The organism is Actinoplanes sp. M2I2 (genome assembly GCF_023544445.1).
Lineage (GTDB): Bacteria > Actinomycetota > Actinomycetes > Mycobacteriales > Micromonosporaceae > Actinoplanes.
Genome location: NZ_JALPVJ010000008.1, coordinates 132,218 through 150,848 on the forward strand (window position 1 = coordinate 132,218; position 18,631 = coordinate 150,848).

An 18,631-nucleotide genomic window follows, 5' to 3' on the forward strand; every position below is an offset into this window, starting at 1 on the left:
GCGTCATGGGTATCGAAGAGAAACTGCCTTCGGGCATTCTGCTGACCTCCGTCGAGAAGCTCTCGAACTGGGCCCGTAAGTCCTCGTTCTGGGGTGCGACCTTCGGTCTGGCCTGCTGTGCGATCGAGATGATGGCCGCCGGCGGACCGCACTACGACCTCGGCCGCTGGGGCATGGAGGTCTTCCGGGCCTCGCCCCGCCAGGCCGACCTGATGATCGTCGCCGGCCGGGTGAGCCAGAAGATGGCGCCGGTCGTCCGCCAGATCTACGACCAGATGCCCGAGCCCCGCTCGGTGATCTCGATGGGCGTGTGCGCCTCGTCCGGCGGCATGTTCAACAACTACGCGATCGTGCAGGGCGTCGACCACATCGTGCCGGTCGACATCTACCTGCCCGGCTGCCCGCCGCGGCCCGAGATGCTGATCGACGCCATCCTCAAGATGCGCGAGAAGGTCATGGCCCAGCCGCTCGGCCCGAACGGCCGCAAGATGCTCGAGGCCCGCAAGGCCGAGGGCAAGCTGCCGCTGGTCGCGCCGGGCGCGATGCCGTCGTCGTACCGGGTCGACAAGACCCGTCGCGCGGAGTGGACCCAGGCGGTCAAGGAAGGCCGCGAGGAACAGCTGCGCATCGAGAACTGGATGAAGCTCCAGCCGCATATGCGGGAGGGCAAGTGACGATCGAGCCCAACGAGCCCACCGGTGGCGTGCCGGTCAGCGCCGATCCGGTCGGCGCCGACTTCGACGCGCCGGCCCAGACGCGGCCCAGCCCGAACAAGGGCATGTTCGGCATCACCGGCTCCGGGGACGTCTCCGGCTTCGGTGGGCTGGTGCGCCGGCAGCCCGAGATCACCAGCACGCCCAAGCCCTACGGCGGGTACTTCGACGAGGTCACCGACGCGCTGGAGGAGGCGTACCCCGGCTTCTCCGACGCCATCGAGAAGGTCGTCGTCGACCGGGGCGAGCTGACCCTGCACATCAAGCCCGAGCGCATCCTCGAGGTCGTGCAGATCATGCGCGATGACGAGTCGCTGCGCTTCGAGCTGTGCTCGTCGGTGTCGGGTGTCGACTACCTGAACAGCGATGCGCGCCGTCTGCACGTGATCTACCACTTGGCGTCGATGACCTACCGCCGGCGGGTGCGCCTCGAGGCCGCGATCCCGGCCGGCGGTTCCGTCCCGAGCGTCACCAGCGTCTACCCGACTGCCGACTGGCAGGAGCGGGAGACGTACGACATGTTCGGCGTGATCTTCACCGGTCACCCGAACCTGACGCGGGTGCTCATGCCGGACGACTGGGAGGGTCACCCGCAGCGCAAGGACTACCCGCTCGGCGGCGTGCCCGTCGAGTACAAGGGCGCCGAGATTCCGCCTCCTGACCAGCGGAGGGTCTACCAATGACACAGTCCGGATACGCGAGCGAGCGAGAGACCACCGAGGGCCGCGTCTTCACGGTCACCGGCGGCGACTGGGACACCGTCACCGGCAGTGTCGACCCGCTGAGCAACGAGAAGATCGTCGTCAACATGGGTCCGCAGCACCCGTCCACGCACGGCGTGCTGCGGCTCGTGCTCGAGCTCGAGGGCGAGACGGTGCAGGAGGTCCGGCCGGTGGTCGGCTACCTGCACACCGGCATCGAGAAGAACCTGGAGTACCGCAACTGGACGCAGGGCACGACGTTCGTGACCCGCGCGGACTACCTGGCGCCGCTGTTCAACGAGGCCGGGTACTGCCTCGCGGTCGAGAAGCTGCTGGGCATCACCGACGAGATCACCGAGCGGGCGAACACGATCCGGGTGCTCTTCATGGAGCTCAACCGGATCTCGTCGCACCTGGTCTGGCTGGCCACCACGGGCATGGAGCTCGGCGCCATCTCGATGATGCTCTACGGCTTCCGCGAGCGTGAGTACATCCTCGACATCTTCGAGGAGACCACCGGCCTGCGGATGAACCACGCGTACATCCGCCCCGGCGGGGTCGCCCAGGACGTCCCGGACTCGGCGATCAAGAAGATCCGCGAGTTCCTGGTCTACCTGCCCAAGAAGCTCAAGGAATACGAGGACATGCTCTCCGGCCAGGTGATCTGGCAGGAGCGCACGCAGGGCGTGGGCGTCCTCGACGTGACCGGCTGCGTGGCGCTCGGCATCACCGGCCCGGTGCTGCGCTCCGCGGGCCTGGCCTGGGACCTGCGCAAGACGATGCCGTACTGCGGTTACGAGAACTACGAGTTCGACGTCCCGACCGCGACGACGGCCGACGTCTGGGGTCGCTACCAGGTCCGGCTGGCCGAGATCCGGGAGTCCCTCAAGATCGTCGAGCAGGCGCTCGACCGGCTCCGGCCCGGCCCGATCTTCGTCTCCGACAAGAAGATCGCCTGGCCCGCGCAACTCGCCGTCGGCCTCGACGGCATGGGCAACTCCCTCGAGCACGTGGCCAAGATCATGGGCCAGTCGATGGAGTCGCTCATCCACCACTTCAAGCTCGTCACCGAAGGCTTCCGGGTGCCCCCGGGCCAGGTCTACGTCGCGATCGAGCACCCGCGTGGTGAGCTGGGCGTGCACGCCGTCTCCGACGGCGGCACCCATCCTTACCGGGTCCACATGCGGGACCCGAGCTTCGTGAACCTCCAGGCCATCCCCGCGATGGCCGAAGGCGCGCTGCTGGCCGACGTGATCGCCGGTGGAGCGTCCCTGGACCCCGTGATGGGTGGGTGTGACCGCTAAATGTCCGATTCCACGGTGGAATTCTCCCCCGCCGCCGCCCCGCTGGCCGAGGAACTGCTGCCCGCGGCTCTCGAGATCATCGCCCGCTACCCCGAGGGGCGCAGCCGATCCGCGCTGCTGCCCCTGCTGCACCTCGTGCAGACCGAGGAAGGGTTCGTCAGCCCGAGCGGCGTGGCCTTCTGCGCCGAGGTGCTGGGCATCAACAAGGCCCAGGTCGGCGCGGTGGCCACGTTCTACACGATGTACAAGCGGCGGCCGACCGGCGACTACCTGGTCAGCGTCTGCACCAACACGCTGTGCAACGTGCTCGGTGGCCAGGAGGTCTACGACCAGCTGTCCGAGCACCTGGGTGTCGGGCACGACGAGACGACGGCCGACGGCCGCATCACGCTGGAGCACGCCGAGTGCCTGGCCGCGTGCGACTACGCGCCGGTCGTGACGGTCAACTACGACTTCGCCATCGACCAGGCCACGCCGGACACGGCGGTCGGCCTGGTCGACCGGCTGCGCAACGGCGAGCGGCCCACGCCCAGCCGGGGCGCGCGCATCTGCACGCTCAAGGAGATGCAGATCCAGCTGGCCGGCTTCTCCGACATCCGCGACGGTGCGGTGGCCGACGGCCAGGCCGGGGCGCCGACGCTGCGCGGCGTGACGCTGGCTCAGGAGCACGGCGTCGCGGTGGCGGACTTCAACCCCGACACCCCGATCACCAAGACCAAGCCCTCGCCCCGCGAGGAGAACCGCGGCAAGGTCGCCACGGTTGTCGACCGGGCGACCCACGCGGTCAAGGCCGTGGCCGACAAGGTCGAGGAGAAGGTCGGCGAGCGGCGCTCGGCCAAGCAGGCCACGAGCAACGCCGGCAAGCAGGCCACCAGCAACGCCGGCAAGACGGTCCGGGCCGAGGACGTCAAGGACCCCGAGACCCGTACGGCCGAGCAGCGCAACCCCACCATGAGCACGCCCGACAAGACCGGTGACGCGCAGGCCGGCGAGCCCGTGCCCACCAACCCGGCCGAGGCGGCCGGTGTCGCCCAGAACGCTCCGGCCGGCGACGGCAAGCCCGCCGGGGACACCGCTCGCGGCGTCGAGAGCGACCGCACGTCGGCGGACCACCCGACCGCCGAGGCGAACCCGGGCTGGACCGGTGCCCAGCGCACCACTGAGGAGGAGAAGTGACTCAGCCGCGGCGTGAGGTTCTCCAGAAGCTGACCCCCGTCCTGACCAAGCGCTGGCTGTCGCCGGACGCCTGGACCATGGACGTCTACGAGCGGCTCGACGGCTACGCGGCCCTCCGCAAGGCCCTCGACGTCCACCCCGACGACCTGATCCAGCTGATCAAGGACTCGGGCCTGCGCGGCCGCGGCGGCGCGGGCTTCCCGACCGGCCTCAAGTGGGGCTTCATCCCGCAGGGCGACGGCAAGCCGCACTACCTCGTCATCAACGCCGACGAGGGCGAGCCGGGCACCTGCAAGGACCTGCCGCTGATGACCTACGACCCGCACTCGCTGGTCGAAGGGGCGATCATCGCGGCGTACGCGATCCGGGCCAACCGGGCCTTCATCTACATCCGCGGCGAGGCCGTCCACGCGGCCCGCCGGCTGCGCAACGCCGTGGCCGAGGCGAAGGCCAAGGGCTACCTCGGCACGAACATCCTGGGCTCGGGCTTCGACCTCGAACTGGTCGTGCACAGCGGCGCCGGCGCCTACATCTGCGGCGAGGAGACGGCGCTGCTCGACTCGCTCGAGGGCTTCCGTGGCCAGCCCCGGCTGCGCCCGCCGTTCCCGGCGATCGCGGGTCTGTACGCCAGCCCGACGGTGGTCAACAACGTCGGCACCATCGCCAGCGTGCCGTACATCGTGCTCGGCGGGGCCGACTGGTGGAAGAGCATGGGCACGGAGAAGTCGTCCGGCCCGATGATCTATTCGCTCTCCGGCCGCGTCGTCAACCCCGGCCAGTACGAGTGCGGCCTCGGCATCACGCTGCGGGAGCTCATCGAGCTGGCCGGCGGCATGCAGCCCGGGCACACCCTGAAGTTCTGGACGCCCGGCGGCTCGTCGACGCCGCTGCTCACGGCCGAGCACATCGACACGGCGATGGACTTCGAGGGCGTCGCGGCGGCCGGCTCGATCCTGGGCACCACCGCGATGCAGATCTTCAGCGACCAGGACTGCCCGGTCTACGCGACCTGGCGGTGGCTCGAGTTCTACCACCACGAGTCGTGCGGCAAGTGCACCCCGTGCCGCGAGGGCAACTACTGGATGGTGCGCACCTACCGCCGGATCCTCTCCGGCGAGGGCACGCACGCCGACCTGGACACGCTCCAGGACACCGCCGACAACATCTTCGGCCGGTCGTTCTGCGGTCTCGGCGACGGCGCCGCGACCCCGGTGATGTCCACGCTCAAGTTCTTCCGCCAGGACTACCTGGACTACATCGAGGGCCGGACAGCTCCGCGGCTGTCCGCCAAGGCTCTGGTTGGAGCTCACTAAATGACCGACGTCGCCAAGAAGACCGACACCGTCACGCTCACCATCGACGGTATCGAGGTCGTCGCCGAGAAGGGCGAGCTCGTCATCCGGGTGGCCGAGCGGATGGGCATCGCGATCCCCCGGTTCTGCGACCACCCGCTGCTGGCCCCGGCCGGCGCGTGCCGCCAGTGCCTGGTCGACATCGAGGGCCAGCGCAAGCCGGTCGCCTCGTGCACCCAGACGGTGGCCGAGGGCATGGTCGTCAAGACCCAGCTCACCTCGCCGGTCGCCGCCAAGGCGCAGGGCGGCGTGATGGAGCTGCTGCTGGCCAACCACCCGCTGGACTGCCCGACCTGCGACAAGGGCGGCGAGTGCCCGCTGCAGAACCAGGCGATGACCAACGGGCGGTCCGACTCGCGCTTCAAAGAGCACAAGCGCGAGTACGAGAAGCCGATCCACATCTCCAGCCAGGTGCTGCTCGACCGTGAGCGCTGCATCCTGTGCCAGCGCTGCACCCGGTTCTCCGAGGAGATCGCCGGCGACAAGTTCATCGACCTGATGGACCGCTCGTCCGGCGAGCAGATCAACGTCTACCGCGACGACTTCTTCGGTGGCACCGGCACGGGCGACGGCCAGGCCGGCGAGGGCGAGGGGGACATCCCCTTCAACTCGTACTTCTCGGGCAACACGATCCAGATCTGCCCGGTGGGCGCGCTCACCGGCGAGCAGTACCGGTTCCGGGCCCGTCCGTTCGACCTCGTCTCGACGCCGACCGCGTGTGAGCACTGCGCGGCCGGCTGCTCGATGCGGGCCGACCACCGCCGTGGCAAGGTCCTGCGCCGTCTGGCCGGCGACGACCCGGCGGTGAACGAGGAGTGGAACTGCGACAAGGGCCGGTGGGGCTTCCAGTACCAGGTGGCCAACGACCGGATCACGGCGCCGCTGCTGCGCGACGCCAAGACCGGTGAGCTGCGCGAGGTGTCCTGGAGCGAGGCCCTGCTGGCGGCGGCCGAGGGGCTCAAGGCCGCGAAGGGCGCCGGCGTCGGCGTGCTGACCGGTGGCCGGCTCACGGTCGAGGACGCGTACGCGTACGCGAAGTTCGCCCGGGTCGCTCTCGGCACCAACGACATCGACTTCCGGTCGCGCCCGCTGAGCGCCGAGGAGGCCGACTTCCTCGCCTCCTCGGTCGCCGGGGTGACCGACGTGACCTACGAGGACGTCGAGAACGCGCCCTCGGCCGTGATCGTCGGCCTCGAGCCCGAGGAGGAGTGCCCGATCCTGTTCCTGCGCCTGCGCAAGGGACACAGTCGCAAGAAGCTCCAGGTCACGGCCGTGGCTCCGTTCCTCTCGCGGGGCTTCGAGAAGCTCGGCGCGGCCCTGGTCAAGGCGGTGCCCGGCGACGAGGCCCGGCTGCTGGCCGACGACCCGGCGATCGCCGCCGCGCTCGCGACGCCCGGCGCCCTGCTGTTCGTCGGCGAGCGCCTGGCCACCGTGCCCGGCGGTCTGTCGGCCGCCGCCGCGCTGGCCGCCCGCACGGGCGCCCGCCTCGCGTGGGTGCCCCGCCGGGCCGGCGACCGCGGCGCCATCGACGCCGGCTGCCTGCCCAACCTGCTGCCCGGCGGCCGCCCGGTGACCGACCCGGCCGCCCGCGCCGAGATCTCGCTGGCCTGGAAGGTCGAGACCGGCGCGGTCCCCGGCACGACCGGCCGCGACACCGACGCGATCGTCGCGGCGGCCGCCGCCGGTCAGCTCGGCGGCCTGCTGGTCGCCGGCGTGGACCCGGGCGACCTGGCCGACCCGCGACTGGCCGAGCAGGCGCTCGACCAGGCCGGCTTCGTGGTCAGCCTCGAGCTGCGGCACAGCGCGGTCACCCGCCGTGCCGACGTGGTCTTCCCGGTCGCCCCGGCGGCCGAGAAGTCCGGCACGTACCTCGACTGGGAGGGCCGGCTGCGGTCCTTCGGCACGGTGCTGCCGACCACGGCGATGACCGACGGCCGGGTGCTCGAGGCCGTCGCCGCGCTCATGGACGTCACCCTGGGCACCGGGGACGTGATGACGATCCGCCGCGAGCTGGGGGCGATGCCGGTCAGCAAGGCGACCCGGCCGTCCGCGCCGTCCGTCGCCCCGGCGACCCGGTCCGAGACCGGTGCGCACGAGGCGGTGCTGGCCAGCTGGCACCACCTGATCGACCAGGGCTCGCTGCTCGACGGCGACGCCGTGCTCGCCGGCACCGCCCGGCCGCCGGTCGCGCGGATCGGCAAGGACCTGGCCGAGGCGCTCGGGGTGGTCGACGGCGACGCGGTCACCGTCGGCACCGACCGGGGCGCGATCACCCTGCCGGCCGAGGTCACCGACCTGGCGCCGCGCGTGGTGTGGCTGCCCACCAACTCGCCCGGCTCGACCCTGCGTCGCAGCCTGGGTGTCACCGCGGGTGCGGTCGTCCGGCTGTCGGCCGGCCGGCCTGGCCCGGTCCTCGCCTCGTCGGAGGTCTCCGCATGAACACGTCGATTCTCGCGGCCCACGCCGTGGACCCGACGCTCCAGACGTTCGAGAACGACATCTGGTGGATCTCGCTGATCAAGCTGCTCGGCGTCTTCGTCCTGCTGCTTCTGCTGACGCTCTTCACGATCGTCTACGAGCGCAAGGTCGTGGCCCGGATGGCCGTCCGGCCCGGCCCCAACCAGGTCGGTCCCAAGGGATGGCTGCAGAGCCTCACGGACGGTGTGAAGCTGCCGTTCAAGGAGGAGATCATCCCGAAGACCGCCGACAAGGTGGTCTACTTCATCGCCCCGGTGATCTCGGCGACGGTGGCCTTCACCGCGTTCTCGGTGATCCCGTTCGGCGGCGTGGTCAACATGTTCGGTCAGCAGACCGCGCTGCAGCTCACCGACGTGCCGGTCTCGGTGCTCGTGCTGCTGGCCTGCTCGTCGATGGCGGTCTACGGCGTGGTGCTGGCCGGCTGGGCGTCCGGCTCGACCTACCCGCTGCTGGGTGGTCTGCGGTCGAGTGCGCAGATGATCTCGTACGAGGTCGCGATGGGCCTGTCGATCGTGGCGGTCTTCATGACGGCCGGCTCGATGAGCACCTCGCAGATCGTGGCGGCCCAGGCGCACGGCAACCCGGTCACCATCTTCGGCTGGGAGGCGACGACCCCGAGCTGGTACGCCGTTCTCCTGCTGCCCAGCTTCATCATCTACTGCATCGCGGCGGTCGGTGAGACCAACCGGGCCCCGTTCGACCTGCCCGAGGCCGAGTCCGAGCTGGTCGGTGGCTTCCACACCGAGTACTCGTCGTTCAAGTTCGCGCTGTTCTTCCTGGCCGAGTACATCAACATGATCACCGTCTCGGCCTTCGCGACCACGCTGTTCCTCGGCGGCTGGCGGGCTCCGTGGCCGATCACCTGGTTCTGGGAGGGCGCGAACTCCGGCTACTTCGGGGTGATCTGGTTCTTCGCCAAGGTGCTGATCCTGCTCTTCGGCTTCATCTGGCTGCGGGCGACGCTGCCCCGCATGCGCTACGACCAGTTCATGCGGTTCGGCTGGAAGGTCCTCATCCCGGTCAACCTGGTGTGGATCCTGTTCCTGAGCTACGTCAAGGTCGCCAACAACGAGCTCTCCCAGCAGGCCAAGTGGTTCTCGATCGTCGGCATCGTGGTGGTGATCCTGCTGGTCGCCATGCTCTGGCCGGCCGCCCGCAAGCCACGGCAGCTCTCCATCGAGGAGGAGCTGGCCGCCCGGCCACCGGGAAGCTTCCCGGTGCCACCGATGGATCTCCAGGTTCCTCCCAGTCCGCGGGCCCGGCGTGCCGTGGCCGAACGCGCCCCGGCCACGGTCGGCGGCGACTCCTCGCCCGCTCCCGAAGACAAGGAGGTGTGACGTGGGGACTTTCACGGGCTCGTTCAAGGGCTTCGGCGTGACCTTCGCGCACATGTTCCGCAAGGTCATCACCACCGACTACCCGTTCACGCCGCCGACGCCGGCGCCGCGCTATCACGGCCGGCACATCCTCAACCGGCACCCGGACGGCCTGGAGAAGTGCATCGGCTGCGAGCTGTGCGCCTGGGCCTGCCCGGCGGACGCGATCTATGTCGAGGGCGCCAACAACACCGACGAAGAGCGGTACTCGCCGGGTGAGCGCTACGCCGGCATCTACCAGATCAACTACGCCCGCTGCATCTTCTGCGGGCTCTGCATCGAGGCCTGCCCGACCCGCTCGCTCACCATGAGCAACGAGTACGAGCTGGCCCGCGACAGCCGCCAGGACCTCATCTTCACCAAGAAGGAACTGCTGGCCCCGCTGCTGCCGGGCATGGAGCAGCCGCCGCACCCGATGCGCCTGGGCGAGACCGACAAGGACTACTACATCGGCGCGCTCACCAACCCGGGCACCTCGGTCGGCGCCGAGCGGGCTCCCTGGTCGGAGACGGGCACCGAGGACGCGGCGACCGCCGCCGACACCGACGCCCGGCCCGAGACGGCGGGCACGCTGCGCCGCCCCGGCCAGTCCACGAAGGAGGCGGTGTGATGGACCAGGTGTCCACCGGTGAAGCCGTGGCCTTCTGGATCCTCGGCTCGATCGCCGTCATCGGCGCGCTGGGCATGGTGCTGGCCCGCAACGCGGTCCACTCCGCGCTCTGGCTCGTCGTGACGATGCTCTGCCTGGGCTTCCTGTACGTGGTCAACGCGGCGCCGTTCCTCGGCGCCGTGCAGATCATCGTCTACACCGGCGCGATCATGATGCTGTTCCTCTTCGTGCTCATGCTGGTCGGCCGGGATGCCTCCGACTCGCTGATCGAGACCCTGCGCGGTCAGCGGATCGCCGCGATCCTGCTCGGCGTCGGCTTCGCCGCGCTGGTCGGCACCGGGGTGGCCCGGTCGCTCGGCGACGCCACCGCCGTCGGGCTGACCGACGCCAACGCCGGCGGCAACGTCCAGGGACTCGCGTCGCTGCTGTTCACCCGGTACGTGTTCGCCTTCGAGGTCACCTCCGCGCTGCTGATCACCGCGGCGGTCGGCGCGATGATCCTGGCCCACGTCGAGCGGGCCAAGGGCGACGTCGACAACCAGGTGACCCGGATGAAGGAGCGGTTCCGGCCGGGCAACTACCCCGGTCCCAAGGCCGGCCCCGGCGTCTACGCCACGACCATGTCGGTCGCCGCCCCCGCGCGGCTGCCCGACGGCAACAGCGCCGAGCGCAGCATCTCCCCGATCCTGCCCATCCGTGAGCTGACAGCCGATGAGGCGGCTCCGAAGGGAACGGACAAATGACCCCCGACTACTACCTGGTGCTCGCGGCGATCCTGTTCACCATCGGCGCCGCCGGGGTGCTCGTCCGCCGCAACGCGATCGTGCTGTTCATGTGCATCGAGCTCATGCTGAACGCCGCGAACCTCGCGCTGGTCACCTTCAGCCGCATCAACGGCACCCTGGACGGCCAGATCATCTCGTTCTTCGTGATGGTCGTCGCGGCCGCCGAAGTCGTGGTGGGACTGGCGATCATCATGTCGATCTTCCGTACGCGACGCTCGGCGAGCGTCGACGACGCGAACCTTCTGAAGTACTAAAGGGGCCTTCACGTGGAACAGACAGTGGAGTACGCCCACGCGACGGGGGCGCTGAGCGGGATCTGGCTGTTGGTGGCCATTCCGCTCGCCAGCGCCGCGATCCTGCTGCTCCTCGGCAAGCGGGCCGACAAGTGGGGGCACTGGCTCGGTGTCGTCGCGGTGGCTGCCTCCTTCGTGCTCGGGTTGGTCTTCTTCTTCAGCCTGCGCGGCCTCGACGCGGAGGCGCGGTCGGCCGAGCTGAGCCTGTGGGATTTCATCGCCGTCGGGAACCTGCACGTCGACTTCGGGCTGTTGTTCGACCCGCTGTCCGGCGTCTTCGTCCTGCTGATCACGGGCGTCGGCTCGCTGATCCACCTGTACGCGGTCGGCTACATGGAGCACGACCCCGGCCGGCGTAAGTTCTTCGGCTACTTCAACCTCTTCGTCGCGGCGATGTTGCTGCTGGTCCTCGGCAACAACTACGTGATGCTCTACTTCGGCTGGGAGGGCGTCGGTCTCGCGTCCTACCTGCTGATCTCGTTCTGGTACAACCGCCCGTCCGCGGCCACCGCGGGCAAGAAGGCGTTCCTGATGAACCGGGTCGGCGACGCCGGCCTGGCCATCGGCATCTTCGTGATGTTCGCGACGCTGGGCACCACCCAGTACGACGAGGTCTTCGGCAACGTCAGCGCGCTCACCTCGACCACCGTGCTGATCCTCGGCCTGCTGCTCCTGATCGGCGCGGCCGGCAAGTCCGGCCAGTTCCCGCTGCACGCCTGGTTGCCCGACGCGATGGAGGGCCCGACCCCGGTCTCCGCCCTCATCCACGCGGCCACGATGGTCACCGCGGGCGTCTACCTGATCGCCCGCTCGCACGCCATCTTCACCGCGAACACGGTCCTGCAGACGGTCGTGGTCAGCGTCGGCGCGCTCACCCTGCTGATGGGCTGCATCATCGGCGCGGCCAAGGACGACATCAAGCGGGTGCTCGCCTGGTCGACGGTGAGCCAGATCGGTTACATGTTCCTCGGCGTCGGCCTGGGCGGCGGGGCGTACGCCCTGGCGATCATCCACCTGCTGGCCCACGGCTTCTTCAAGGCCAACATGTTCCTCGGGGCCGGCTCGGTCATGCACGGCATGCACGACCAGGTGGACATCCGGCGCTTCGGCGGCCTGCGCAAATACATGAAGTGGACCTGGCTCACCTTCATGATGGGCTGGCTGGCGATCATCGGCATCCCGCCGCTGTCCGGCTTCTTCTCCAAGGAGCCGATCATCGCGGCCGCGTTCGAGCGCGGTGACTGGACGTCCTGGCTGTACGGCATGGCGGCCCTGCTCGGCGCCGGGCTGACCGCGTTCTACATGACGCGGCTGTTCGTGCTGACCTTCCACGGGCCCGAGCGGTACACCGACGACAACAAGCATCCGCACGAGTCGCCGTTCATCATGACCGTGCCGCTGATGCTGCTGGCGCTCGGCTCGATCGGCGCCGGCTGGCTGATGTCGACCTCGGTGCCGGGCTGGCTCGAGCCGGTCTTCGGCGCGGAGGAGGCGCCGCACGAGGCGGTCCTGTCGCACACGCTGATCACCATCCTCAGCCTCGTCGTCACCGTGCTCGGCGCGGGTCTGGCCTGGGCTCTGTTCCGCAACGGCACGGCCCTCGCGCCGCAGCCGGCCGGTGTCGTGGTGACCGCGGCCCGCCGCAACCTCTACACCGACGCGATCAACGAGGCGGTGTTCGAGCGACCCGGCATCTACCTCACCCGGGCGCTGGTCTTCCTCGACAACAAGGGCATCGACGGGCTGGTCAACGGCATCGCGGCCGGCATCGGCGGCACGTCCGGCCGGCTCCGCCGGATGCAGACCGGCTTCGTCCGCTCGTACGCCCTCTCGATGCTCACCGGTGCCGTTCTTGTCGTCGGCGCCTTCCTCGCGATCCAGCTTGGGTGGTTGGCGTGACCGACTTTCCGTTCCTGTCCATCCTGACGTTGCTGCCGCTCGTCGGCGCGGTCGTCGTGGCGCTGATCCCGCGGCAGAAGGCCGAACTGGCCAAGACCGTCGCCCTCGGATGGTCGCTGCTCGTGCTCGCGCTCAGCATCGTCATGTGGATCGCCTTCAAGGTCGGCGGCGATCGCTTCCAGTTCCGTGAGTCGTACGCCTGGATCCCGTCCTGGGACGCCCGCTTCACGTTCGCGGCCGACGGCATCGCGCTGGTCATGCTCATGCTGATCGCGATCCTGTTCCCGGTCGTGATCCTGGCGTCCTGGCACGACGTCGAGAAGAGCAACCGCTCGGCGCCGATCTACTTCTCGCTGCTGCTGGTCTTCGAGTTCACGATGATCGGCGTCTTCGCGGCCGCCGACATCTTCCTGTTCTACGTGTTCTTCGAGATCATGCTCATCCCGATGTACTTCATCATCGGGTCGTTCGGCGGGCAGCGACGGCAGTACGCGGCGGTCAAGTTCTTCCTCTACAGCCTGGTCGGCGGTCTGTTCATGCTGGCCGCGGTGATCGGCCTGTGGGTGGTCGGCGGCAACACCTTCGACTTCGGCCGACTGACCGAGATCGCCGGCTCGATCGATCAGAACACCGCCCGCTGGCTGTTCCTAGGCTTCTTCGTGGCGTTCGCGATCAAGGCGCCGTTCTTCCCGTTCCACACCTGGCTGCCGGACGCCGGTGGTGCGGCCCCGGCCGGCGCCGCGGCGCTGCTCGTCGGCGTCATGGACAAGGTCGGCACGTTCGGCATCCTGCGCTACTGCCTCCCGCTGTTCCCGGAGGCGTCGCGCTGGTTCGCTCCGGCCGCGCTGGTGCTGGGCGTCATCGGCATCATCTACGCCGCGCTGCTGGCGGTCGGGCAGAACGATCTGAAGCGCCTGGTGTCGTACACGTCGATCGCCCACTTCGGCTTCATCGGCATCGGCATCTTCGCCTTCACCAGTCAGGCCGGCACCGGCTCGGTGCTCTACATGGTCAACCACGGCCTGGCCACCGGCCTGCTGTTCATCGTGGTCGGCATGTTCGTCGCCCGCCGCGGCTCCAACCTGATCAGCGACTTCGGTGGGGCCGGCAAGCTCGTACCGGTCCTGGCCGGGGTGTTCTTCTTCGCCGGTCTGGCCTCGCTCGCGCTGCCCGGCACGGCGCCGTTCATCAGCGAGTTCCTCGTGCTGATCGGCACGTTCACCGTGCACCCGGCGTACGCGGTGGTGGCGACGGTCGGCATCATCCTGGCCGCCGCCTACGTCCTGTGGATGGTGCAGCGCACCACGCAGGGCAACCTCAACCCGGCCCTCGCCGAGGTGCCGGAGATGCGCAAGGACATCACGCTCCGCGAAAAGGTCGTGGTGGCGCCGCTGATTCTGCTCATCGTCCTGCTCGGCTTCTATCCCAAGCCGGTCATCGACGTGATCAATCCGGCGGTGGAGGCGACCATGCAGGACGTCGGGGTCCAGGATCCGGGGCCGACAGCGGTCGTCGCTAACGAAAGGGTGGCGCGCTAGCCATGGGAGACCTGAAACTGCCCGGCATCGACTACGGCGCGCTGATGCCGATGTTGATCCTCTTCGGGGCGGCCTGCGTCGGCATCCTGATCGAGGTGTTCGTACCCCGCCGGTCGCGCCACGTGATCCAGCTGAGCTTCGCGTTCCTGGCCGTGGTGGCCTCGTTCGTCGCGGTGGTCGTCCAGCACAACACCCGGAAGATCACGATCGGCGGCGCGGTCGCCGTCGACGGCCCCACGCTGTTCCTGCAGGGCTCGATCCTGGCGCTCGGCCTGGTCTCGCTGATGCTGATCGGCGAGCGGTCGATCGAGCGGGGCGGCCCGTTCGTCTCGCAGGCGGCGATCACCGTGGGCTCGCAGAAGGACCTCAAGCAGGCGGGCGACCAGCCCGGCGCCACCGAGGTCTACCCGCTCACGATCTTCGCGCTCGGCGGCATGCTGCTCTTCGTCGCCGCGAACGACCTGCTCACCATGTTCATCGCGCTCGAGGTCTTCTCGCTGCCGCTGTACCTGCTGTGCGCGCTCGCCCGCCGGCGTCGCCTGCTCAGCCAGGAGGCCGCGCTGAAGTACTTCCTGCTCGGTTCGTACGCCTCGGCGTTCTTCCTGTTCGGCGTGGCCCTCATCTACGGCTTCGCCGGCGGCATCTCGCTGTCCCAGGTGCACGACGCGGTGGCCGACCCGCAGCGCAGCCAGGTGCTGCTCTACGGCGGCATGGCGCTGATCGCGATGGGCCTGCTGTTCAAGGCCGCGCTCGCCCCGTTCCACGTCTGGACGCCGGACGTGTACCAGGGCGCGCCGACGCCGGTCACCGCGCTGATGGCGGCCTGCACCAAGGTCGCCGCGTTCGGCGCGCTGCTGCGGGTCCTCTACGTGGCCTTCGACGGCGTGCGCTGGGACTACCAGCCGGTGCTGGGCACGATCGCGGTGCTCACCATGTTCGTCGGCGCGGTCCTCGCGATCACCCAGACCGACATGAAGCGCCTGCTGGCCTACTCGTCGATCGCCAACGCCGGCTACCTGCTGGTCGGTGTCCTCGCGCTCAACGAGGAGGGCCTCAGCAGCACGATGTTCTACCTGGTGGCGTACGGCTTCTCGGTCCTCGCCGCGTTCGGCATCGTCACCCTGGTGCGCGACGCCGACGGGGAGGCCACCCACCTCGCGCGGTGGGCCGGTCTGGGACGCAAGAGCCCGCTGTTCGCCGCGGCCTTCACGTTCATCTTGCTGGCCTTCGCCGGTATCCCGCTGACCAGCGGCTTCACCAGCAAGTTCGCGGTCTTCGGAGCGGCGATCGAGGGTGGCCAGACTTGGCTGGTCGTGTTCGGAGTGATCACCAGCATGCTGCTGGCCTTCCCGTACCTGCGGGTGGTCGTGCTGCTGTGGCTCTCGGAGCCCAACGAGTCGACGCCGACGGTGTCGATCCCGGGCTTCCTGACGTCGGCGGCGCTGGTCATCGGCGTGGTCGCGACGCTCGCCCTCGGCGTCGTCCCGGCCCCGCTGATCGATCTGAGCCGGGACGCGGCGCAGTTCGTCCGCTGATCTCCTGACGCGAAAGAGCCCCGGGCTTCGGCTCGGGGCTCTTTTCGTTCTTCGTCTGGTTGCGGGGGCGCGCTTCCCGGTCAGCTGGCGGCCAGATCGGCTGGCGCGGTCGGCTCGGCTGGCGGTCGGCTTAGCTGGCGCGGTCGGCTCGGCTGGCGGTCGGCTTAGCTGGCGCGGTCGGCTCGGCTGGCGGTCGGCTTAGCTGGCGCGGTCGGCTCGGCTGGCGGTCGGCTCGGCTGGTGCGGTGGGCTCAGCTGGTGCGGTCGGCGATGAAGTCGCAGAGCGCCTCGAGACCGCGCTTGGCGTCGCCCTCGGGCAGCGGCCGCAGGGCGGCGCGCGCCTCCTCGGCGTAGGTGCGGACGGTCTCGCGGGCCTTCTTCATCGCGGCCGACTCACGCAGCAACCCGAGGGCCTCAGCGTGCAGTTCGTCGTCGGTGATCGGGCCGCCGGCCAGCAACTCGCGAAGCCGCACGGCGGAGGCGTCGGTGTCGTCGCCGGCCAGCGCGTAGAGCACGGGCAGCGTCTGCACGCCCTCGCGCAGGTCGGTGCCGGGCGTCTTGCCCGACTGCACCGACTCGGAGGAGATGTCGAGCAGGTCGTCGGACAGCTGGAACGGGATGCCGATGATCTCGCCGTAGCTCGCCAGGGCCTCGACGATGTCGGCCGGCGCGCCGGAGAACATGCCACCGAAGCGGGCCGAGGTCGCGATCAGCGACGCCGTCTTCTCCTTGAGGACATGCAGATAGTGCTCGATCGGGTCGCTGCCGCGCGGGCCCACCGTCTCGGCGATCTGACCGTGCACCAGCCGCGCGAACGTGCGCGCCTGCAGATGGACCGCCTCGGGGCCGAGCGAGGCGGCCAGATCGGCCGCCTGGGCGAACAGGTAGTCGCCGACGAGGATCGCCACCGAGTTGCCCCAGCGGGAGTTGGCGCTGGGGGCGCCCCGCCGCACGGGCGCCTCGTCCATGACGTCGTCGTGGTAGAGCGTCGCGAGGTGGGTCAGCTCGACGACATTGGCCGCCGCGACGATCTCGGGCCGGGTCGGGTCGCCGAACTGGGCCCCGAGAGCGACCAGAATCGGGCGGAACCGCTTGCCGCCCGCATCGGCGAGATGCCGCGCGGCTTCCGCGACCAACGGGTCGGCGCTGGCCACGTTGGCCCGCAGCGACTCCTCCACAGCGGCCAGCGTCGCCGACACCGACGCATCGACCGCGGGATCGATGTCGAGGCCGAGCGACGACAGCGTCAGGTCACCGGTGCTCACCACGCTTTCACGATGCCACATGGGTCCGGCGACCATGGCCCCAGGGGTGTCGGGGGCAAGATCAAAAGAGGATCTAGCACACGCTTTCGTGGCGGCGTGCTGTCGCCCGCGTTCCTGCCCCACGTGGCGGCCTGCTGTCGCCCAGGTTGCTGCCTCACGCGGCGGCGTGCCGGCGTCAGCGTTGCTGGGTCGCGCGGCGGTGTGCTGGCGCAGGAGTTGGGCTGCGCTACGCGGTGGTGTGGCGCAGGAGTTGGGCTGCGCTACGCGGTGGTGTGGCGCAGGAGTTGGGCTGCGCTACGCGGCGGTGTGCCGGCGCAGGAGGTGGCTGCCGAGGAGCATGGCGGCCGCGGCGCCGAGCATCGCGATCGCGGCGACCACCCACATCGTCGGGTAGCTCGTCGTGGTGGCCAGGGTGCCCAGACCGAGCGGGCCGAGGCAGCCACCCGCGTACACGCCGGTCTGGGTGATCGACGTGGCGGCGGCCGGCGCCTGGGGGTGCAGCCGCACCACCGCGAAGTTCATGAGGCCGGGCCAGGCCCAGCCGAAGCCGAAGCCGAGCACCACGCCGGCGATGAGCGGCAGGCCGCCCGGGACGGCCATCAGCGCCAGCCCGAGAGCCCCGGCCAGCAGGAGGGCCGAGATGACGGAGATCGAACGGTCCGGCCACCGGTCGGCGAGCCAGCCGCCGAGGACACGCGACGTCGCGCAGACCGCGCCACCGAGCGTGAGGGCCAGGCCGGCCGGTCCCGGGGAAATACCCTGAGCCACCGCCGAGTCGACCAGGAACGTGCCGAGCGCGTTGGCTGAGCCGGCCGCCAGGGTGGCGCCCACACCGACCACGACGAGTGCCCTGGTTGCCCGCTTCGCGCGGTTCTTCGAGCGTACGGTGGCGACCTCGGGATCGTTCGGGACCAGCAGCAGAGCCGACGCCGCGAGCCCGGCGACGAAGACGAAGGCCCACCGCCAGCCCAGGGTCAGCGCGACCACGGGAACGGCGGCCCCGGAGAGAAGCGTCGCCACCGGGATGGCGGCCTGCTTGATGCCGAAGGACAGGCCCTGCCGCCTCGGGGGCACGTGCCGGGACAGGGCCGTGTTGCTGGCCAGCTGTCCCATCGCGTTGGCACCGGCGCCGAGCGCCAGGATGAGGATGAGACTCCACAGTGTCCGGGCGAAGGCGGCCACGCCCAGCAACGAGGCCACCGCGAGCAGGATTCCGGCGCGGGACACCCGGGTGGCGCCGAAGCGCTCGACCAGGTGGCCGGCCGGGACGGAGGCGAGCGCGCTGGCGCCGAAGTACGCCGACACCGCGAGCCCGAGCCCGGCCGGCGAGAAGTGGAGCTCGTCGCCGATCTGCACGGCGAGCCCGCCGACGAGGAAGACCGGGACGCTGACGGCGATGGTGGTCGTCAATGCGCCCGCCGACGCCCGGAACGCGCTGGTGGGCCCGCTCGGCCGGAGAAGGATCGTGCGCTTCGCCATCATCCGCAGACTAGGCGAGCAGAATGCATCCGAGCGCGCTGAGTGCTAATGACCACACGGGTCGTGTAAATCGACCGTGATCCACATGCTTTTGGCATTCCCTCCGAGGAAGATTATTCATATGGTGT

At 69.7% G+C, this 18,631-nt stretch carries 15 protein-coding genes; 13 read left to right on the plus strand and 2 right to left on the minus strand.

Annotated elements, in window-relative coordinates; all coding sequences use genetic code 11:
* Nucleotides 1-5: 5 nt before the first annotated feature.
* Genes HJC40_RS17655 through nuoN form a run of 13 tightly spaced genes read left to right on the plus strand, consistent with a single transcriptional unit; the run spans nucleotide 6 to nucleotide 15,760 of the window.
* Nucleotides 6-674 (plus strand): NADH-quinone oxidoreductase subunit B family protein, encoded by a 669-nt coding sequence (locus tag HJC40_RS17655; RefSeq protein ID WP_250002206.1) that lies wholly within the window; start codon nucleotides 6-8, stop codon nucleotides 672-674.
* Nucleotides 671-1,396 carry an NADH-quinone oxidoreductase subunit C gene (locus HJC40_RS17660; RefSeq protein ID WP_250002207.1) on the plus strand — a complete coding sequence of 242 codons (726 nt, stop codon included), beginning with the start codon at nucleotides 671-673 and terminating at the stop codon, nucleotides 1,394-1,396. Before HJC40_RS17655 ends, HJC40_RS17660 begins: the two co-directional genes overlap by 4 nt.
* Nucleotides 1,393-2,718: an NADH-quinone oxidoreductase subunit D gene (locus tag HJC40_RS17665; protein ID WP_250002208.1), complete on the plus strand. Its 1,326-nt coding sequence runs from the start codon at nucleotides 1,393-1,395 to the stop codon at nucleotides 2,716-2,718. The genes HJC40_RS17660 and HJC40_RS17665 overlap by 4 nt, the downstream gene beginning before the upstream one ends.
* Nucleotides 2,719-3,894, plus strand: a complete 1,176-nt coding sequence (gene nuoE, locus HJC40_RS17670) for an NADH-quinone oxidoreductase subunit NuoE (RefSeq protein WP_250002209.1) — start codon at nucleotides 2,719-2,721, stop codon at nucleotides 3,892-3,894. It begins immediately after the preceding gene.
* Nucleotides 3,891-5,207, plus strand: coding sequence for an NADH-quinone oxidoreductase subunit NuoF (gene nuoF, locus HJC40_RS17675; RefSeq protein WP_250002210.1), 1,317 nt, complete (start codon nucleotides 3,891-3,893; stop codon nucleotides 5,205-5,207). Before nuoE ends, nuoF begins: the two co-directional genes overlap by 4 nt.
* On the plus strand, nucleotides 5,208-7,685 hold the full coding sequence (locus HJC40_RS17680; protein ID WP_250002211.1) for an NADH-quinone oxidoreductase subunit G: 2,478 nt from the start codon (nucleotides 5,208-5,210) through the stop codon (nucleotides 7,683-7,685).
* Entirely contained in the window at nucleotides 7,682-9,061 is a 1,380-nt protein-coding gene (gene nuoH, locus HJC40_RS17685) for an NADH-quinone oxidoreductase subunit NuoH (RefSeq protein WP_250002212.1), read from the plus strand. The genes HJC40_RS17680 and nuoH overlap by 4 nt, the downstream gene beginning before the upstream one ends.
* 1 nt (nucleotide 9,062) lies before the next feature.
* Complete coding sequence (nuoI, locus tag HJC40_RS17690) at nucleotides 9,063-9,710, plus strand: NADH-quinone oxidoreductase subunit NuoI (RefSeq protein WP_250002213.1); 648 nt, start codon at nucleotides 9,063-9,065, stop codon at nucleotides 9,708-9,710.
* Nucleotides 9,710-10,453: an NADH-quinone oxidoreductase subunit J gene (locus HJC40_RS17695; protein WP_250002490.1), complete on the plus strand. Its 744-nt coding sequence runs from the start codon at nucleotides 9,710-9,712 to the stop codon at nucleotides 10,451-10,453. Before nuoI ends, HJC40_RS17695 begins: the two co-directional genes overlap by 1 nt.
* The gene (gene nuoK / locus HJC40_RS17700; RefSeq protein ID WP_023357573.1) at nucleotides 10,450-10,749 is read left to right on the plus strand and encodes an NADH-quinone oxidoreductase subunit NuoK; all 300 of its coding nucleotides are present in this window, start codon (nucleotides 10,450-10,452) and stop codon (nucleotides 10,747-10,749) included. Before HJC40_RS17695 ends, nuoK begins: the two co-directional genes overlap by 4 nt.
* Before the next feature lie 12 nt (nucleotides 10,750-10,761).
* Entirely contained in the window at nucleotides 10,762-12,687 is a 1,926-nt protein-coding gene (gene nuoL, locus HJC40_RS17705) for an NADH-quinone oxidoreductase subunit L (protein ID WP_250002214.1), read from the plus strand.
* Nucleotides 12,684-14,225, plus strand: coding sequence for an NADH-quinone oxidoreductase subunit M (locus tag HJC40_RS17710; RefSeq protein WP_250002215.1), 1,542 nt, complete (start codon nucleotides 12,684-12,686; stop codon nucleotides 14,223-14,225). The genes nuoL and HJC40_RS17710 overlap by 4 nt, the downstream gene beginning before the upstream one ends.
* Before the next feature lie 2 nt (nucleotides 14,226-14,227).
* Nucleotides 14,228-15,760, plus strand: a complete 1,533-nt coding sequence (nuoN, locus tag HJC40_RS17715) for an NADH-quinone oxidoreductase subunit NuoN (RefSeq protein ID WP_250002216.1) — start codon at nucleotides 14,228-14,230, stop codon at nucleotides 15,758-15,760.
* Nucleotides 15,761-16,010: 250 nt separating this feature from the next.
* Here nuoN and HJC40_RS17720 read toward each other — a convergent pair whose 3' ends face one another.
* On the minus strand, nucleotides 16,011-17,045 hold the full coding sequence (locus tag HJC40_RS17720; protein ID WP_374272056.1) for a polyprenyl synthetase family protein: 1,035 nt from the start codon (nucleotides 17,043-17,045) through the stop codon (nucleotides 16,011-16,013).
* Nucleotides 17,046-17,318: 273 nt separating this feature from the next.
* The gene (locus tag HJC40_RS17725; protein WP_250002217.1) at nucleotides 17,319-18,503 is read right to left on the minus strand and encodes an MFS transporter; all 1,185 of its coding nucleotides are present in this window, start codon (nucleotides 18,501-18,503) and stop codon (nucleotides 17,319-17,321) included.
* Between the last annotated feature and the right edge of the window lie 128 nt (nucleotides 18,504-18,631).